The sequence below is a fragment of the Streptomyces sp. NPDC021622 genome (genome assembly GCF_040640795.1).
Classification (GTDB): Bacteria; Actinomycetota; Actinomycetes; order Streptomycetales; family Streptomycetaceae; genus Streptomyces.
The window spans coordinates 414,604-431,747 of the sequence record NZ_JBFACK010000002.1; the positions used below are offsets into that span (position 1 = coordinate 414,604).

Here is a 17,144-nt window from a genome sequence, read left to right on the forward strand (position 1 = left end):
ATGCCTCCGCTCCCGGGGTGCGTGTCACGACTCGTCCCCGGCGTCACATGACCCGAAGCACGGGGGCACCGCGCGCTTTTGGTGGGAGGCTGGCCGCACAGGAGTTCCGGCCCGGGACGATCGGCCGGACGGCCGCCGCTCCCCCTGGGCGACGGCCGTGGGCGCGAGGATGCGAGGCCCCCTCGCCACGTCCTCACGCGGTCCTCCACGGCAGCAGGGCCGCGGGAATATCCCGCTGCGGTCCCTGTGGGGAGGACGAAGGCTGGAGCCGTGTCGTCGGCGATACGGCTCCGGCCGGGCTTCGACGGTGTGCGACCGGCTCATGGGCTGGGAGCCTGGGAACCGGTGGATGGCGGTGGTGCGTACATCACCGTCCGGCCCAACTGTCCCTCGGGGAGCGTAGGGCGGGAGTCGTGAGCTGTGAAGGGCACACGACCGGCGCACTCGGGGCCCGCATCTGCGGCCGACTACCGGCAGACGGTTCCCAAGAGGCTTCTGGCGGCCTGGTCCCCGGCCGCTGGGCTCGCCGGCCGCTGCCGTGGGCCTTGGGGTATCGCGCCCGAGTTCACCGCCCGGGCTGGGACCGGCTGACCCCTGATCGCACAACGGTGGCATGCGCGGTGCCTTTCAGCGGAGCATCACCGCCGGCAGCGACCTCGCCCGAGAGCCTGGACTCCGCCGCCTCAGATGCGGTGATCATCTGACAGGGACCGGATAGCACGAAGCTCGCCCGTTCTCACACAAAGGCCGTTCCCGTCCGTGCGCACCTCGCAGCAGCGGTGCCTGAGCGATCCATGGTTCAGCAGACCTCGTTTCACTGACTGATCCCGCCGAAGCGGGAGTCAACCACCATGTGATCAGTGAAGAAGCTGCCGGGGAGGCGGACGCTGCCCAGCCACCTCAGGCCTCAGCCGTCGGATCGGCCGATTCGGCGGCGCGGCGGTATTCGGCGTTGATGCGCTGCGCTTCCTCGAGCTGGTCTTCGAGGATGACGATGCGGCAGGCGGCCTCGATGGGCGTGCCCTGGTCGACGAGCTCCCGCGCGCGTGCGGCGATGCGCAGCTGGTAGCGGGAGTAGCGGCGATGCCCGCCCTCGGAGCGCAACGGAGTGATCAGGCGGGCCTCGCCGACCGCGCGGAGGAAGCCCTGGGTGGTGCCGAGCATCTCGGCGGCCCGGCCCATGGTGTAGGCGGGATAGTCGTCGTCATCGAGCCGGTTGAACGAGTCGTCTGCTGTCATTGCACCTCTCTGTGGAACGCGCTTGAGGGGCCCTGGTGCCATATGGCACCAGGGCCCCGAAGGAACTGCTACACCATCTGCCGGCCCTGGTACTGCGCCGGCCTTCTGTTTCCGCCGGCCCGACCTGGAAGATGTCGGGGCCGCGGGGATCGCGGTTGCTTGACCGGAGACCACCTCACTATCGATGTCCTGCGGTACCCGGGCTCAGCGATTCCGCCCGGGCGATCCTGATGGCGCTCGGCTCCTCCGTTCTTTCCTCTTGATCAACTACTTACCGAAGGGGACTGCGTACTGCTGGAACTGCAACTTCCCGGTGCGCGCGCCCGCAGCCGACGCCTTCACCGAGGTGCTGCTCACTCAACTCCACTGCTGGGTACTGCACTTGCGGGTACTGCGGTACTTCTCTCGGCGGCCCCTGATCACTGCGGGCCGCCCGGTCCGGCCGTCAGCCCCGTCGCCGTCCTGCAGCAGCTCTGGCTTCGGAACTCCACCACCGCACCGTCCTGCGCACTGCAACTGCGGTTACTGCTGCCCGCCAGTTCATGCCTGCCGGGCCGTGCTCGATCTCGGCTACGAGAGAAATCGTAACCACACCGCCACCCAATGTCTACTCTGGCCGACATAGATTTCTGCGTGTGCGACGGATAGGTAATCGAGCCCTGGCGAGATAGGGCGGGGCGCGGGGCGGATCGACAGGCAGGACCGGGTGCTCCTGCGGCGGGTGAACAGGAGATCGGGGCGGGCTCCGGGCCCGTAGCTGCTGCACAGGGGTTCCAGGGCGGGATCACTCGGGGGTGGTGGGCTTCGGCCGGCCCGTGGTCAACCGCCTCGCCCACTCCACCGCGGTCACCCGCCGGGTCTCCGGCGGCAAGACGGCGAGCGCCCGTCCTCCCCGGTGGCACCGCAGCACGCTGCCCAAGCAGCCGGCCGCCCGGCGAATATAATTTTCCGCATGTCGAAGCCTGACGAGCTGCTCGTTGACGTCGCCGCCCTGGTGGAATCCGGGCAGAGCAACCAGATGTCCCTGACCGTGGTCACCGGTGGTGCTGTCATCACCGGCCGCCTTGCTCCCGAAGCGGTGTGGCGGCAGAGGGTGTCGGAGGTGCTGACGGACTCGGACCGCTTGGCAGAGTTCTCCGCCGTCTTCGATGCCCCCGTGGCGAAGGACGGGCCGCCTACGCATCTGCACTTCCATGTCGCCCGGATCCTGCAGGGCGCGGTAGGGATTCCCGAGACGGGCGGGATGTACCGCGTGGCGATCGAGGACATCAGCACCTGGACCGTGGGCGACTTCAGCTATTCCGACCACTGAGCAGCCACTCGGCAAGAACCCGCTGCGCGCAGTGTGGGCCCGACCGGCGTCCACCGGTCGGGCCCACACTGCTTTCCAGGCGCTGGCCCGTTCGCGCTTCCCCGGTCAGACGGATACGTCGGTCAGACGGATACGGGAGTGCCGAGCATCGCGGAAGCCTGCTGGAGCGGGCTGAGGTTGCGTACGGGTGCGGCCGAGGGGAGGGCGCGGCAGGTGAAGCCGAGCTGCGCCATGGCCCGAAGGACTTCGGCGGCGCTGAAGTCACGCCGGTCCTGGCGGGTGATGACCTGGCCGACTTGCTTGACCGGGTAGTGGCGGCGGCCGATGATCACCGATGCGCCGCTGCCCGGTTCGGGTTTGATGCCTTTCATCGATTCCAGCACGCCGTTTTTGGTGAGGTCGAAGGGGAAGCGGGCGATGACACAACGCATGTGGCCTCACAGAGACAAGGAGTGAGCGGTCCGACCTGGGTGAGCGGCTCAGCGGGAGAGGGAAAGGACGCCCAGGGCGCTTCCTCGTCCCTCGACCGCCGGCAGGGCACCAAGCCGGCGGGAGCGCATCGCATGCTCGGCATCGGAGGCAGTGCTCACGGGCGAGATGGGCGCCCCCTGATCGCCGATGATGTCGCGCAGGCGGATGCGGTCCGTGTAGGCGGAGTGCTCGCGGGCGGCGGTAAGTTCGGCCTGGGTCACCAGGTCGGTGCGCTGGCCGTCCTGGTCGCAGACGACCAGCCGGCCCGTGCGGGCGGCGGTCATGACGGAGAGCGCCACCTCCACGCTCATGTCGTCCCAGACTTGCGGTCCGGCCACGTCCCTGGCCTCCACCGTGTTCTGCGCGGGGTGGGCGCTCGCCGGGCGCGGCTGCATCTGAACCAGCGTCAAAAGGTGCCTCCTGCAGAGATGGGTCAGCTTCCTGATCACGAAGGTTCTAGGCCGCCGCATCGCTGACGGGCCGGCGTACGGGTGCGCGCCGCGTTGCCGAAGCGGGGCGGCGTCGGCCTCGGGATGAGGAGGCGCTGCGCTTGGGGCGTTCGGCTACCGGTGCGGTGATGACGACCGGGATGCCGGACGGGGTCTGGGCGCCGGTGATCCGGCTCAGCGCCTCCTCGCCCGAGCGGACTTGCGTGATCTGCGGCCGGATCCCGGCGTCCGTCATGAGGCGGGCCATGCTCCGGCGCTGGTTGGGTGTGACGAGGGTGACGACGCTGCCGGACTCGCCGGCGCGGGCGGTACGGCCGCCGCGGTGGAGGTAGTCCTTGTGGTCGGTGGGCGGGTCGACGTTCACGACGAGGTCGAGGTTGTCGACGTGGATGCCGCGCGCCGCGACATTGGTCGCCACCAGCACGCTGACGTGCCCCGTCTTGAACTGCGCCAGTGTGCGGATGCGCTGCGGCTGCGACTTGCCACCGTGCAGCGCGGCGGCTCGTACCCCGCTGTTGAGCAGGTCCTGGGTGAGCCGGTCAACGGCGTGCTTGGTGTCCAGGAACATGATCACGCGGCCGTCGCGGGCGGCGATCTCGGTCGTGGCGGCGTGCTTGTCGGCGCCGTGGACGTGCAGGACGTGGTGCTCCATCGTCGTGACCGCACCGGCCGACGGGTCGACCGAGTGCACGACGGGGTCGGTCAGGTAGCGGCGCACCAGCAGGTCGACGTTACGGTCCAAGGTGGCGGAGAACAGCATCCGCTGTCCCTCCGGACGCACCTGGTCAAGGAGCGCGGTGACCTGCGGCATGAACCCCATGTCCGCCATCTGGTCGGCCTCGTCCAGGACCGTGATGCCCACTTGGTTCAGCCGGCAGTCGCCACGGTCGATGAGGTCCTTGAGCCTGCCGGGCGTGGCGACGATGACCTCGGTGCCGCCTCGCAGCGCGCCGGCCTGACGGCCGATCGACATCCCGCCCACCACCGTGGCCAGCCGCAGCTTGACGGAGCGGGCATACGGGGTGAGCGCGTCGGTCACCTGCTGCGCCAGCTCACGTGTCGGTACGAGGATCAGCCCCAGCGGCTGGCGGGGCTCAGCACGCCGCCCAGCAGTGCGGGCCAGCAGGGCGAGGCCGAAGGCGAGGGTTTTGCCGGAGCCGGTGCGCCCGCGGCCCAGGACGTCACGGCCCGCCAGGGAGTTCGGCAGCGTCGCGCCCTGGATCGGGAACGGTACGGTGACGCCCTGCCTGCCGAGTTCGGCCAGCAGCTGCTCGGGCATGTCGAGATCGGCGAAGCCCTCAACGGCAGGCAGCGCGGGGGTGATCGTCCTGGGGAGCGCGAACTCACCCTGCGGCGCAGCGGGCCGACGGCCGTAACCGCCGGAACGGGCCGGCCCGCCGGAACGGCGCGGTGCCTGCGAGCCGAAGCGGCTGCCACCCCTCCTGGCGTCGGCAGTGCCGTTACCGGTGCGGGCAGAGCGGTCGTACGTGCGTGTGCGGTTCATGCGGAACCTTCCTCGATGCGGCACATATCAAGGAATTCCCGCAGCGGTGAGCGACCGCCTGGAGAATTACAAGTATGGACCCATGAAAAAACAAAGCACATCTGGCCGACAGAAATCCATGCGGGCACGAGTGCCGAAATGTGTGACGCGGCGGGGACGTAATATCCGGACGTCGACTGCGGGGTGGCTTTTCAGGATGCGTCTGCACCGCCGAGGGGAGAACCCGCGCGGGGTGAGACCGCGGATTCCTCGGCGTCGTCCGCGGGTGAAAACACCGCGGGAAATGCGTGTAGCTGGGGCCCGCACCCCGAGGGATGCGGGCCCCAGCTACGCAGTCAGCGTCAGGCCGGAACGATGTTCTCGGCCGTCGGGCCCTTCTGGCCCTGCGCGATGTCGAAGGTCACCTTCTGGCCTTCGAGCAGCTCCCGGAAGCCCTGGGCGGCGATGTTCGAGTAGTGGGCGAACACGTCAGCGCCGCCACCGTCCTGCTCGATGAAGCCGAAGCCCTTTTCCGCGTTGAACCACTTCACGGTACCAGCAGCCATGTCATATCTCCTTTGGGGCAGTACATCGGAATCCACACTGTGCGGACACCGTGTCGCCGCGATGATTACCCCGCCGGGAAAATTACCGGAAATACAAAGCACTCCCACCGGCAGAAGCCGAGTGGGGGCACTTGAAGCTTTGGGAACCACAACTGCAACTGAGATAGACGGTAGCACACAGCAACGACCTGTGTGCGTTTTCTCATTCCACTCCGCTCACCACGGCATAAACTCTCACCGCGCGTTCCATCAAACCCTGACGTCTCGAGCACAGATATTGATTCACCCGGAGTGCAATGTTTCCGGAAGAGTCGCCCCGAGGCAGAATCGCAGTACGACTACTCCCCCGCAGAGCGCCTGCGGGTCTGCGTCAGCGGTGGGTTGCGATATCGGGCCGACGCATGGACCGACACGGACGCTCAGAGCAAGTCCTGGGGGGGCAGAGCTGCTGGACGGCCGACGCGTCCTACATCAGCGGTCAGGATCCTGTCATCGACGGCGGCCTGGTCGGTGCCATACCCGCCTGTGGAGGGCGGCGTTGGCCACAACGAGGCGAAGGACGCCTCGCTGCCCAGCCGTTGCGGGTTGTCCCACACCGTCATCAGCAGAGCGATGGCCGTGTCCGGACCGATCCCGACCACCTCAAGCAGCTGCAGGGCATGACATTCCACGCGTGAGGGACCTGCCGTCGTGCCCACAGGCAAGCCGGAAGGACGGCCCGGGAAACGGGCACACCGGAGACAACGGGGCTTTCGTCGATCCCCGCCACCTACGGAGCGGATGGCCGGGTGGGAGCCGGGCGTCCGCTGTGCGAGAAGACGCGGCCGGTGCCCTGGACGCGCAGAGCGACCTCGTCGCCGACTGCGGGCGGGACCGAGGCCGGGTCGAAGATCCGGGCGGCCACCGGCGTGCCGTCACGCAGGCGCAGGGCGAGTACCGCGTCGTGGCCGTAGAAGTCGCGTCGTACGACGGTCGCGGTGGCCGTGTCGGGGGCCCCGGGCGGGGCGAGCGCGATCTGCTCGGGCCGTAGCAGCACGCGCATCGGTCCGGTCGGCAGGGCGCCTTCGGCGGGTGTGACCGGTATGGCGCCCAGCGGGGTGCGGGCCCGGTTGCCGTCAAGGACGGCGGGCAGCCAGACCGCGTCGCCGACGAAACCGGCCACCCACGGGCTGGTCGGTGCGTGGTAGAGGCGTTCGGGCGGTCCGCTCTGGACGATCCGGCCGTCTCGCATGACCGCGACGTCGTCGGCCATCGACAGGGCCTCCGCTTGATCGTGGGTGACGAGGACGGCCGTGGCGTTGTCGGCGCGCAGGGCGTGCCATACGTCCCGGCGCACCTCGGCCCTCAGCGCGGCGTCGAGCGCGTTGAACGGCTCGTCGAGCAGCACGACCGGCGGGCGCGGCGCGAGTGCGCGGGCGACGGCTACGCGCTGCTGCTGCCCGCCGGAGAGGTGGTGCGGCATCCGGTCCTGGAAGCCGGCCAGGCCCACCAGGTCAAGTACCGCGTCCGCGCGGCCGCCCCGGCGGGTGGCCCGGTCAAGGCCGTAGGCGACATTGCCCAGGACGGACAGGTGCGGGAAGAGCGCGCCTTCCTGGGGGACCACCGCGATCCGTCGTCGCTCGGGCGGCACCGCGGCACCGCGGACGGCGACCCGGTGGCCGTCGACGCGGATGTCGCCTCCGTCCGGCGTCTCGAAGCCGGCGATGCAGCGCAGCAGTGTCGTCTTGCCCGAGCCCGAGGGGCCGAGCACGGCCACCAGCGTGCCGGAGCGGACGGTGAGGTTCACACCATCGAGCGCCTGGACGCGGCCATAGGCCTTGCGGACGTCGGCGATGCGTAGTTCCGCCATGTCAGCCGCCTCCCCGGGTGAGGACTCCGGTGCGTGCCGACAGCCACCAGGTGGGCACGGCGGCGATGAGTACCAGCAGGGCCGCGTAGGGTGCGGCGGCGGCGTATGCGGAGACCGACGTCTGTGCCCACAGTTCGGTGGCGAGCGTGTCAAGGCCGGTCGGGCGCAGCAGCAAGGTGGCGGGGAGCTCCTTCATACAGGTGAGGAAGACCAGTGCGGCCCCGGCGCCGATGCCGGGCGCGGCCAGGGGCACGGTCACCGTGCGCAGTACGTACGCCCGTCGGCGTCCGAGCGAGCGGGCGACCTCTTCCAGGCCGGGTGGCGCCTGGGCCACGGCGGAGCCGACAGCGGCCACGGCCAGGGGCAGGAAGAGCGCCGCGTAGGCGAGCGCGAGCAGCCACACGGACTGGTAGAGCGGGTAGGCGACGTTGATCCCGAAGAACACCAGCGAGAGGCCGATGACCAGGCCGGGCAGGGCGTGCGAGAGGTAGGTCAGGCGGTCAAGGGCGACGGCGAGCGGACCGGGCACACGGGTGGTGAGCAGCCCCACCGGCAGGGCGAGGAGCACGGTCAGACCTGTGCCGAGCAGGGCGACTCCCAGTGAGTTTCGTGCCGCGGTGGCCAGCTCGGCGATCGAACCGGGCCGTGAGACCCCCTCGACGGACCAGCGCAGCAGACTGGCGGCCGGCACACCGAGAGCCGTCGCGATCACCCCGGTGACCGCGAGCGCGGTCGGCCACCGCAGTACGCCCAGGTCCAGACGGGTCGGCGGTCGGGGCGCCCCGCCGCCGACGCGGGCGTAGCGGGCACCGCGCCGTCGGGTGAGCTGTTCGGCCAGGAGGACGAGAGCGGTGAGGGCGACGAGCACCGTGGCGAGCACCAGCGCACCGGTGCGGTCGAAGCCGAGGTTGACCGAGGTGAAGACGGCTCGGGTGAGGACGTCGACGCGCACGATGGAGACGGCACCGAAGTCGGAGAGCACGTACAGCGCGACGAGCAGCGCGCCTGCCCCCACAGCCGGCCGCACCTGGCGCAGCGTCACACCGACCGCCGTGCGCCAGGGCCCCCGCCCCAGTGACCGCGACACTTCCTCCTGCGCCGGGTCCACGCCGGCCAGCGCGGCGGCGACCGGCAGGTAGACGTACGGGTACGAGACCAGTGTGAGGACGAGTGCGGCCGCCCAGAAGCCCTCGAAGCCCTCGACGGTGGAGACCCAGGCGAAAGCGGCGACGTAGCTGGGGACAGCGAGCGGCAGCGCGGCGAGCAGCCCGAACAGCCGCCGCATCGGTACGTCGGTACGGGTGACCAGAAACGCCAGGACCACGCCGAGTACGGTGCACGCCGCTGTGACCACCGCCGCCAGCGCCACGCTCCGGACGGCCAGCGCCCCGGTGCGCGCCGTGAACAGCTCATCGGTGATCCGGGCCCAGCCTGCCTCGCCGACCCGTACGCCCAGGTAGGCCAACGGAATGAGTGCGATGCCGACCGCAAGCGTCGCGGCAGCCGCCAGTGTCGGGCGCGGAAGGAATCGCCGTACCCGACGCAGGGCAAGGGCAGGTGGCGTGCTCAGACGAGCCCCGAATCCTTGATCATTTCGACCGTGGCCTCCAGATCGTCCAGGTCGTTGAGGTCGATGTCCGGCGCGTTCAGCGACGAGAGCTCGGGCAGGCCGGGGGCGGAGTCGACACCGGCCACCAGCGGGTACTCGTACGTCTCTTCGGCGAAGTAGGTCTGCGCCTGCTTGCCCAGGAGATGGTCGACGAACGCACGCACGTCGGGATCGTCGTCGGCCTTCTTCAGCACGCCGACCCCGGAGACGTTCACCAGGCTGCCGATGTCCCTGTCCGGGAAGAAGTGGTTCTTCGCCTTGAGGGCGTCGACGGCGGTGCCCTCCTCCTTCGCCAGCTCGTACACGTAGTAATGGTTGACAAGACCGGCGGCGATCCTGCCCTTGTTCACGTCGGCGACGATGGGCGCGTTCCCTTCCCGGATCTGAGCGTCGTTCGCCTTCAGCCCCGTGAGGAACTCCTTGGTCCTGTCATCGCCGTGCTGCACGCGCATCGCCGTGATGAACGCCTGGAACGAGCCGTTGGTCGGCGCGATGCCGACCTTGCCCTTCCACTGGGGCTCGGTCAGTTCGAACACGGACTTCGGCAGGTCCGAGCCGGGGACCTGGTCCACGTTGTAGACCATCGTGCGCACGCGGCCGGTCACCCCGACCCACTCCCCGTCGTCGTCCCGGTAGGCGTCCTGCACCTTGTCAAGGACTGCGTCGGGCAGCTCGGCGAACAGATCCTGCTTGGCCACGGCTCCCAGAGCCCCGGCGTCCTGGGCGAGAAAGACGTCGGCCGGACTCCGGTCGCCCTCCTCCTGGAGCTGGGCGGCCATCGCGGCGGTGTCGCCGTAGCGCACATCGACGGTGATGCCGGTGGCTTCCCGGAAGTCGTCGAGTACGGGCTTGACGAGGGACTCGCTCCGGCCGCTGTACACGGTGATCTTCTTGTCGGACCCCGAATCGGGCCCCGACTCGCTCTGCCCGCCCTGATCCGAGCCGCAGGCCGCGGCTCCAAGGGCCAACACACCGCCGAGAGCCGACGCCTTCGCGAGCCTCATCCAGGGGGTACGCACCATCCCACTCCTCCGCTGCCGGCCGGCCGGGCTGCACATGGGGCACCTGATCTTTTCGGGCAAATAGCAATTATTAGGTCAGGCTAACCTTAGGCGGCGGGGATGGCGAGGCAAGCGCGGCATCAGAGTGAGATGACGCTTGCGCTGGAGGCCGGCGGAGCCGATCGCCAGGAGCGCTGCGGCGAGCGAGGTCACGGAGAGCACGGTGAACAACTCGGCGTAGCCGCCCAGTTGTTGGGCCAGGCTCGCTCCGGCCCAGGGTGCCAGTGCTGCGGCGACGGTCGCCGGGGCCGCCAGGAGTCCGGACAGGCGGCCGTAGTGGGTGGTGCCCCAGCGGTCGGTGATGGCGGTTGCCTGGAGGAGGGTGAGGTTGCCTCGGACGATGCCGGCCAGGACGGCCAGGAGGATCAGGAGCGGGATGGGGCCTGGGGCGAGGCCGAGCGCCAGCGTGGTGGCACCGCCTGCTGCGAGCAGCACGACGGTGCGGGTGGCGACGCCGGTACGGCGGGCGAGAGTGGCGTAGAGGGTGCGGCCGAGGGTCTGTCCTGCTCCGCCAAGTCCCAGGGCCCAGGCTGCCGTTGTCGGATCTGCGCCACGTTCCGTCAGGAGTGGTACGAGTCCGATGACGACCCCGTACACGGCGAATCCCGACAGGGTGAAGGCGGCGGCGAGCAGGAGGAAGGGACGGCCCCGCGCGATGCTGCGGTGCCCTTCGGCCGTCAGATGGTCGGGTTGTGGTGGCGCCGGTGGCCAGGGTGCGCGCAGTGCGAGGGCGTGGGCGGGGATCGTGATGAGGGCGAGGATCGCGGCGAGGACAGCGTAGGTCGCACGCCAGCTCAGGTGGTCCGCCAGGACAGCGGTCAGCGGGGCGAAGACGGTGGAGGCAAGGCCGCCAGCGAGGGTCACCACGGTGAGCGCGCGCACGCGGTGCGGGCCCCACCAGCGGGTGAGGGCGGCGAACGCCGGGTGGTAGAAGGTGGCTGCCATGGCTACCCCGGCGAGCAGCCAGGCCGCGACGAAGGCCGCCAGGTTCGGGGCGGCCGCGATGGCCAGTACAGCCGTCGCGGCGATGACCGAGCCCGCGGTCATCACCAGGTGCGGGCCGCGGCGATCGAGGGCGCGCCCCACGGGTATTCCAGCGGCGGCGGATACGAGAAGGGCCCCTGAGAAGGCGGCGGTTGTGGCCGCCGTCGACCATCCCGTGTCGGCGGTGATGTGGGAGTTGAGGACGGGGAAGGCGTAGTAGACGATTCCCCAACTGGTGATCTGCGTGGCGCACAGCGCGGGCAGGACGGCGCGCGGCCGCGAGCGGTCCGGTGTTCCGGTTCCGGTCGCGGCTGCGTCTGCGTCGGTGCGGGACACGGTGGTCAGCAGCCGCCGGAGGTGACCGGCGCGCCGACGCCGAGCTGCACCACGGCCGGGGTGGCACAGCAGCCCCCGCCGGCCCCCTCCGCGCTCTCGGGCTCGTCGAAGAGACCCGCCCCGCCGCAGACCCCGGTCTCCGGCAGGGTCAACTCCACGCGCTCGGCGGCCTCTTGGTCTCCGGCGAGGGATGCGGCGATGGAGCGGACCTGCTCGTATCCGGTCATGGCCAGGAACGTCGGGGCGCGGCCGTAGCTCTTCATGCCCACCAGGTAGACGTCCTTCTCCGGGTGGGAGAGCTCGCCCACGCCGTGTGGGTAGACGGTGCCGCAGGAGTGGACGTTGGGGTCGATCAGCGGGGCCAGGTCGACCGGGGCCTGCAGGCGTTCATCAAGTCCCAGGCGCAGCTCGTTCAGGAAGGACAGGTCGGGGCGGAAGCCGGTGAGGACGATGACCTCGTCGACCGGGTCGAGGCGGCGCCCGTCCTCGGCCACGAGCACCAGCTGCTCGCCGCTCCACTCGACGGCATCGGTGCGGAACCCGGTGACGGCATCGGCGTGACCGTCGTCCACCGCCGCCTTGGCCGCCAGGCCCAGCGCACCGCGGGCAGGCAGCTGGTCCGCCTCGCCGCCGCCGAAGGTCGAGCCGCTGATGCCGCGCCGCAGGACCCAGACCGTGTGGGTGGCAGTTGCCTCCTTGGCGAGGTCGGCCAGGTAGGCGAGCGCGGTGAACGCGGAGGCGCCGGAGCCGATGACCGCGGTGCGCTTGCCCGCGTAACGGGCGCGTACGGATGGGTCGTTGAGGTCGGGCACGCGGTACGAGATGTGCGCGGCCGCGGCGCGCTCACCGAGGGCGGGCAGGCCGTCGCCGCCGATCGGGCCGGGCGTCGACCAGGTGCCGGAGGCGTCGATGACCGCGCGGGCGGTGATCCGCTCCTCGCTGCCGTCGGCGTTCTGGACGTACACGGTGAAGGGCTGCTGCTCGCGGTCGGCGTCGACGACCCGGTCGCGGCCCTGGCGGGAGACACCGGTCACCGTCGCACCGAAGCGGACCCTCTCGCCCAGGACGTCGGCCAGCGGCTGCAGGTACTTCTTCGCCCAGTCGCCGCCGGTGGGACAGGTGGCGCCGTCCGGCTTCACCCAGCCGGTGGGGGCCAGGAGCTTCTCGGCGGCGGGGTCGACGACCTCGGCCCAGGTCGAGAAGAGCCGTACGTGCGACCACTCGCGCACGGCGCTTCCGGCTGCGGCTCCGGCCTCCAGGACCAGCGGCTCGATGCCTCGCTCGATAAGCCGGGCCGCGGCGGCCAGACCGATCGGTCCGGCGCCGATCACCACGGTGGGCAGGGCAGTGGCAGGCGCGTCGTTGATCGGCTCAGTCACGGTGACTCCCCTGGTTGTTTCGACATCCGTCGATGGCTTGCGTACCCAAGCATTACACCTGTTTCGATACACGTCAACATAGACATGCATCGAATCAGCGGGGTCCGATCATGGAGCATTTCGATGTCGCGTCATCGGCGGCAGGCAGTCCGGTTGATTCGACGTGTGTCAACATAGACGTATGTCGAACGTGAAGGCCTTGCCCCTGCTGGAGTCAGACGTCGATCCCTGCTGCCCACCCCTGACCGAGCGCCCGCTGACCGCCGAGGAGGCGGCGCGGACGGCCGCGATGTTCAAGGCGCTCGGCGATCCGGTCCGGCTGCGACTGTTCTCGTTGGTCGCCTCGCACGAGGGCGGCGAGGCATGCGTCTGCGACATCTCCGACGTCGGGGTGTCCCAGCCCACGGTGTCCCACCACCTGAAGAAGCTGAAAGAGGCGGGGCTGCTCGCCTCCGAGCGGCGCGGGACCTGGGTGTACTACCGCGTCGAGCCGGCAGTCATCGCCGCGATGGGGCAGATGCTGGGGCACGTCGCAGCCTGACGCGCCGGCCCGTTGGCCAGTGCGTCGGTCCGCCGCCACCGAGGCCCCCGTCGTGACGCGAACCTCATTCATAGACCTCCATCTATGTTCAGGTGTGAGTCATCCTTCCTTCGCTCCCCGTTAACATAGACGTACTTCTATCTATGTCGTTGGTTGCGGCCAACGGCCGCCTGGCAGCCCGCACTTGACGGGCCGACAGATAGAGGTGCGTCGTGGATGGTGTGCGCAAGGGGCTGGCGGGGCTGTCGGCCATCGGTCTGGCGGCGGTGACCCTCACCGGCTGTGGCGGGAGCGACGGCGACAGCGGCGATCAGGTGTCGGGCACCGTGAAGGTCGACGGGTCCTCCACGGTCGCGCCGCTGTCCACGGCCGCGGCGGAGCTGTTCGCCGAGGAGCAGCCCAAGATCCGTGTCACGGTGGGCACTTCGGGCACCGGCGGCGGCTTCGAGAAGTTCTGCAAGGGCGAGACCGACATCTCCGACGCCTCGCGGCCCATCAAGGACGAGGAGAAGAAGGCGTGTGACGAGGGCGGCGTCACGTACGACGAATTCATGGTCGCCAACGACGCGCTGACCGTCGTCGTACCCAAGGACAACGACTGGGCGGACTGCCTGACCACCGCCCAGCTGAAGAAGATGTGGGAGCCGGGCTCGAAGGTCGACAACTGGCGGGACATCGACGCGAAGTTCCCCGACGAGCCCCTCAAGCTGTTCGGCGCGGGCACCGACTCCGGCACCTTCGACTACTTCACCGAGAAGATCAACGGTGAAGAGGGCAAGTCCCGTACCGACTACAGCCCGAGCGAGGACGACAACGTCACCGTGCAGGGCGTCGCCGGCTCCAAGGGCGGTCTGGGCTACTTCGGTTACTCCTACTTCGAGGAGAACACCGACAAGGTCAAGGCACTGAAGATCGACGGCGGTGACGGCTGTGTCGCGCCCAGCGTCAAGGCCGCGCAGGACGGCACGTACAAGCCGCTCTCCAGGCCGCTGTTCATCTACCCCTCGCAGAAGGCCCTGGACCGGGACGAGGTCGAGGCGTTCGTCGAGTACTACGTGGAGAACAACGCCGACGTCGCCAAGGACGCCAAGTTCATCCCGCTCAACAGCGCGCAGGAGAAGGAACTCAAGGCCACCTTCGACAAGTTCAAGAGCGGCAAGGAGTAGTCCGTGCCCGCCCGGAAGAAGGAGAGCGTCCCGGGTGCCGGCGGGGGCCCGCGCCTGGGACGCTCCCGCCCCCGCCACGGCGAGCGCGTCATCCGGATCGGCCTGGTGGCGGCGGCCCTGGTCTCCATCGCCACCACCATCGGCATCGTCGTCTCGCTGATCGAGCCGAGCGCCCGCTTCTTCGGTGAGGTCTCCGTCAAGGAGTTCTTCACCGGCACCGAGTGGACCCCGCTGTTCGAGCCGCCCCACTACGGCGTGCTCCCGCTGGTCGCCGCGACGCTCCTGATCACCGTGATCGCCCTGCTCGTCGCGCTGCCGCTGGGCCTCGCGAGCGCGATCTACCTCTCCGAGTACGCGACGCCACGCACCCGCAAGATCCTCAAGCCCGCGCTCGAACTCCTCGCCGGCATCCCGACCGTCGTCTTCGGCTTCTTCGCGCTGAAGTTCCTCACGCCGAGGCTGCAGAGCATCTGGCCGTGGGGCGAGGGCCCCGACATCTTCAACGCCCTTTCCGCAGGGCTTGTGATGGGCATGATGATCATCCCGACGATCGCGTCCCTGTCCGAGGACGCGCTCTCCGCCGTTCCGCACTCGCTGCGCGACGGGGCATACGCGATGGGGGCGAGCAAACGCGTGGTGGCGACGACCGTCGTGGTGCCCGCCGCGCTCTCCGGGATCGTCGCCGCCTTCGTTCTCGGGGTCTCCCGCGCGGTCGGCGAGACGATGATCGTCGCGATCGCGTCCGGCAACCGGCCCAACCTCAGCTGGAATCCGCTGGAGGCGATGCAGACCATGACGGGCTTCATCGCCCAGGCCGCGAGCGGCGACGTGCCCGTGGGGACCGTGGACTACCACACCCTCTTCGCCGTCGGACTGCTCCTGTTCACGCTGACGTTCGCGATGAACGCCGTCTCCATCCGCCTGGTCCGCCGCTTCCGGGAGGTGTACGAATGAGCGCCCCGACACCGCCCGTCATGACCAAGCCGGTGCCGCCGACCCCGCTGGGCCGCAAACGCCCCCGCCCGGCCGACGCCCTCTTCCGCCTCGCCCTGCTCGCCTCCCTCGCCGTCGCCCTGCTCTTCCTCGCTGTCCTGATCGGATACGTCCTCTACGAAGGTGTGAGCCGTCTCGACAGCCGGCTGTGGAACAACTTCCCCTCCATCCGCCACCCGGAGCGGGCCGGCGCGCAGTCCGCGATCTGGGGCTCGGTGTGGGTGGTGGGCCTGACCGGCCTGCTGTGCCTGCCCGTCGGGGTCGCCGCGGCCATTCGCCTGGACGAGTACGCCGACCCCACGCGCTGGTACAACCGCTGGCTGGAGCTGAACATCCAGAACCTCGCCGCGGTGCCGTCCGTGGTCTACGGCATCCTCGGGCTCGGCCTGATCGCCCGCGGCATGGGCCTTGGCACCACGATCCTCACCGCGTCCCTGACCCTCGCACTGCTCGTCCTGCCCATCGTGATCATCGCCTCGCGGGAGGCGATCAGGGCCGTGCCGAACTCCATCCGGCTCGGCTCGCTCGCCCTCGGCGCGACCAAGTGGCAGACCGTGTGGCGCCAGGTCCTGCCCGCCGCCCTGCCCGGCATCGCCACCGGATCGATCCTCGCCCTGTCGCGCGCCATGGGCGAGGCGGCGCCGTTGCTGCTGCTCGGCGGGCTCACGTACGTCGCGTTCAACCCGGACGGCATCAACTCCGCGTTCACCGTCCTGCCCATCCAGATCTTCAACTGGACCAGCCAGTCCCGCGAGGAGTTCGCGGCGCTCGCGGCCGCGGCCATCGTCGCCCTGCTCGTCCTGCTGCTCGCGATGAACTCCCTCGCCATCTTCATCCGCAACAAGTACGGAAAGCGCTGGTGACCCCGCCATGTCCGGAACGGCCCTGACCGACACGGCCCCCGTCGACTTCGCGCCGAGCGGCTCCGTCTTCGACATCAAGGACCTGTCCGTCTTCTACGGCGACTACGAAGCCGTGCGCGAGGTGAACCTCGCCGTCCGGCCCCGCCAGATCACCGCTCTCATCGGCCCGTCCGGCTGCGGCAAGTCCACGGTGATCCGCTGCCTCAACCGCATGAACGACCTCATCCCCGGCGCCCGCGTGCGGGGCAAAGTCGCCTACCACGGCGAGGACTTGTACGCCGAGCACGTCGACCCCATCGAGGTGCGCCGCCGCATCGGCATGGTCTTCCAGAAGCCGAACCCCTTCCCCAAGTCCGTGTACGACAACGTCGCCTACGGCCCGCGCGTGAACGGCGAGCGCGGCCGCACCGCCCTGGACGGCATCGTCGAGAAGGCCCTCAAGGACGCGGCGCTGTGGGAGGAGGTCAAGGACAAGCTGGGCGGCAGCGCGCTCGCTCTCTCCGGCGGGCAGCAGCAGCGGCTCTGCATCGCCCGCACCATCGCCGTACGCCCCGAGGTGATCCTGATGGACGAGCCCTGCTCGGCGCTCGACCCCATCGCCACCGCCAAGATCGAGGACCTGATGGCGGCACTGACCACGCAGTTCACCATCGTCATCGTCACGCACAACATGCAGCAGGCAGCCCGCGTCTCGCACCGCACGGCCTTCTTCACCGCCGACGTCGACGACAAGGGCGAGCGGCACGGGCGGCTCGTCGAGGTGGACGACACCGAGAAGATCTTCGAGGGGCCGAGCGACCAGCGGACCGAGGACTACATCTCCGGCCGGTTCGGATGACCGTC

Annotated in this window: 16 protein-coding genes; 6 read left to right on the top strand and 10 right to left on the bottom strand. The window is 69.6% G+C overall.

The genetic code is table 11. The annotated features are described in order from the left end of the window. Positions 1-900 precede the first annotated feature (900 nt). Complete coding sequence (locus AB0G47_RS06250; protein WP_360764583.1) at positions 901-1,239, bottom strand: MerR family transcriptional regulator; 339 nt, start codon at positions 1,237-1,239, stop codon at positions 901-903. Between the two features lie 952 nt (positions 1,240-2,191). Here AB0G47_RS06250 and AB0G47_RS06255 point away from each other — a divergent pair. Continuing rightward, positions 2,192-2,551, top strand: coding sequence for a hypothetical protein (locus AB0G47_RS06255; RefSeq protein WP_360764585.1), 360 nt, complete (start codon positions 2,192-2,194; stop codon positions 2,549-2,551). Positions 2,552-2,673: 122 nt separating this feature from the next. On the opposite strand, the gene AB0G47_RS06260 is transcribed toward AB0G47_RS06255, so the two are convergent. The 9 genes from AB0G47_RS06260 to AB0G47_RS06300 form a co-directional block, all read right to left on the bottom strand. Next, entirely contained in the window at positions 2,674-2,982 is a 309-nt protein-coding gene (locus AB0G47_RS06260) for an SCO5918 family protein (protein WP_360764587.1), read from the bottom strand. Positions 2,983-3,030: 48 nt separating this feature from the next. Further along, on the bottom strand, positions 3,031-3,432 hold the full coding sequence (locus tag AB0G47_RS06265; RefSeq protein WP_360764589.1) for a CBS domain-containing protein: 402 nt from the start codon (positions 3,430-3,432) through the stop codon (positions 3,031-3,033). 46 nt (positions 3,433-3,478) lie between these two features. After that, positions 3,479-4,975 carry a DEAD/DEAH box helicase gene (locus tag AB0G47_RS06270; protein WP_360764590.1) on the bottom strand — a complete coding sequence of 499 codons (1,497 nt, stop codon included), beginning with the start codon at positions 4,973-4,975 and terminating at the stop codon, positions 3,479-3,481. Between the two features lie 341 nt (positions 4,976-5,316). Continuing rightward, entirely contained in the window at positions 5,317-5,520 is a 204-nt protein-coding gene (locus AB0G47_RS06275; RefSeq protein ID WP_023586116.1) for a cold-shock protein, read from the bottom strand. A gap of 769 nt (positions 5,521-6,289) precedes the next feature. After that, entirely contained in the window at positions 6,290-7,369 is a 1,080-nt protein-coding gene (locus AB0G47_RS06280; protein ID WP_360764592.1) for an ABC transporter ATP-binding protein, read from the bottom strand. A 1-nt stretch (position 7,370) separates the two neighbouring features. Continuing rightward, positions 7,371-8,834 (bottom strand): iron ABC transporter permease, encoded by a 1,464-nt coding sequence (locus AB0G47_RS06285; RefSeq protein ID WP_360764594.1) that lies wholly within the window; start codon positions 8,832-8,834, stop codon positions 7,371-7,373. A 101-nt stretch (positions 8,835-8,935) separates the two neighbouring features. Then, positions 8,936-10,000 (bottom strand): iron ABC transporter substrate-binding protein, encoded by a 1,065-nt coding sequence (locus AB0G47_RS06290; protein WP_360764595.1) that lies wholly within the window; start codon positions 9,998-10,000, stop codon positions 8,936-8,938. Positions 10,001-10,075: 75 nt separating this feature from the next. Further along, a complete protein-coding gene (locus tag AB0G47_RS06295) occupies positions 10,076-11,359 on the bottom strand; it encodes an MFS transporter (protein ID WP_360764597.1) in 1,284 nt (427 codons plus the stop codon). A 5-nt stretch (positions 11,360-11,364) separates the two neighbouring features. Continuing rightward, positions 11,365-12,738 carry an NAD(P)-binding domain-containing protein gene (locus AB0G47_RS06300; protein WP_360764599.1) on the bottom strand — a complete coding sequence of 458 codons (1,374 nt, stop codon included), beginning with the start codon at positions 12,736-12,738 and terminating at the stop codon, positions 11,365-11,367. Between the two features lie 181 nt (positions 12,739-12,919). On the opposite strand from AB0G47_RS06300, the gene AB0G47_RS06305 reads away from it, so the two are divergent. The 5 genes from AB0G47_RS06305 (at position 12,920) to pstB (ending at position 17,139) form a co-directional block, all read left to right on the top strand. After that, a complete protein-coding gene (locus AB0G47_RS06305; protein WP_360764600.1) occupies positions 12,920-13,279 on the top strand; it encodes a metalloregulator ArsR/SmtB family transcription factor in 360 nt (119 codons plus the stop codon). Between the two features lie 212 nt (positions 13,280-13,491). After that, positions 13,492-14,445: a PstS family phosphate ABC transporter substrate-binding protein gene (locus tag AB0G47_RS06310; protein WP_360764602.1), complete on the top strand. Its 954-nt coding sequence runs from the start codon at positions 13,492-13,494 to the stop codon at positions 14,443-14,445. Between the two features lie 3 nt (positions 14,446-14,448). Then, positions 14,449-15,399, top strand: a complete 951-nt coding sequence (gene pstC / locus AB0G47_RS06315; RefSeq protein WP_360764604.1) for a phosphate ABC transporter permease subunit PstC — start codon at positions 14,449-14,451, stop codon at positions 15,397-15,399. Beyond that, positions 15,396-16,301, top strand: coding sequence for a phosphate ABC transporter permease PstA (gene pstA, locus AB0G47_RS06320; protein ID WP_360764605.1), 906 nt, complete (start codon positions 15,396-15,398; stop codon positions 16,299-16,301). Before pstC ends, pstA begins: the two co-directional genes overlap by 4 nt. A gap of 7 nt (positions 16,302-16,308) precedes the next feature. After that, entirely contained in the window at positions 16,309-17,139 is an 831-nt protein-coding gene (gene pstB / locus AB0G47_RS06325) for a phosphate ABC transporter ATP-binding protein PstB (RefSeq protein ID WP_360764607.1), read from the top strand. Positions 17,140-17,144 lie beyond the last annotated feature (5 nt).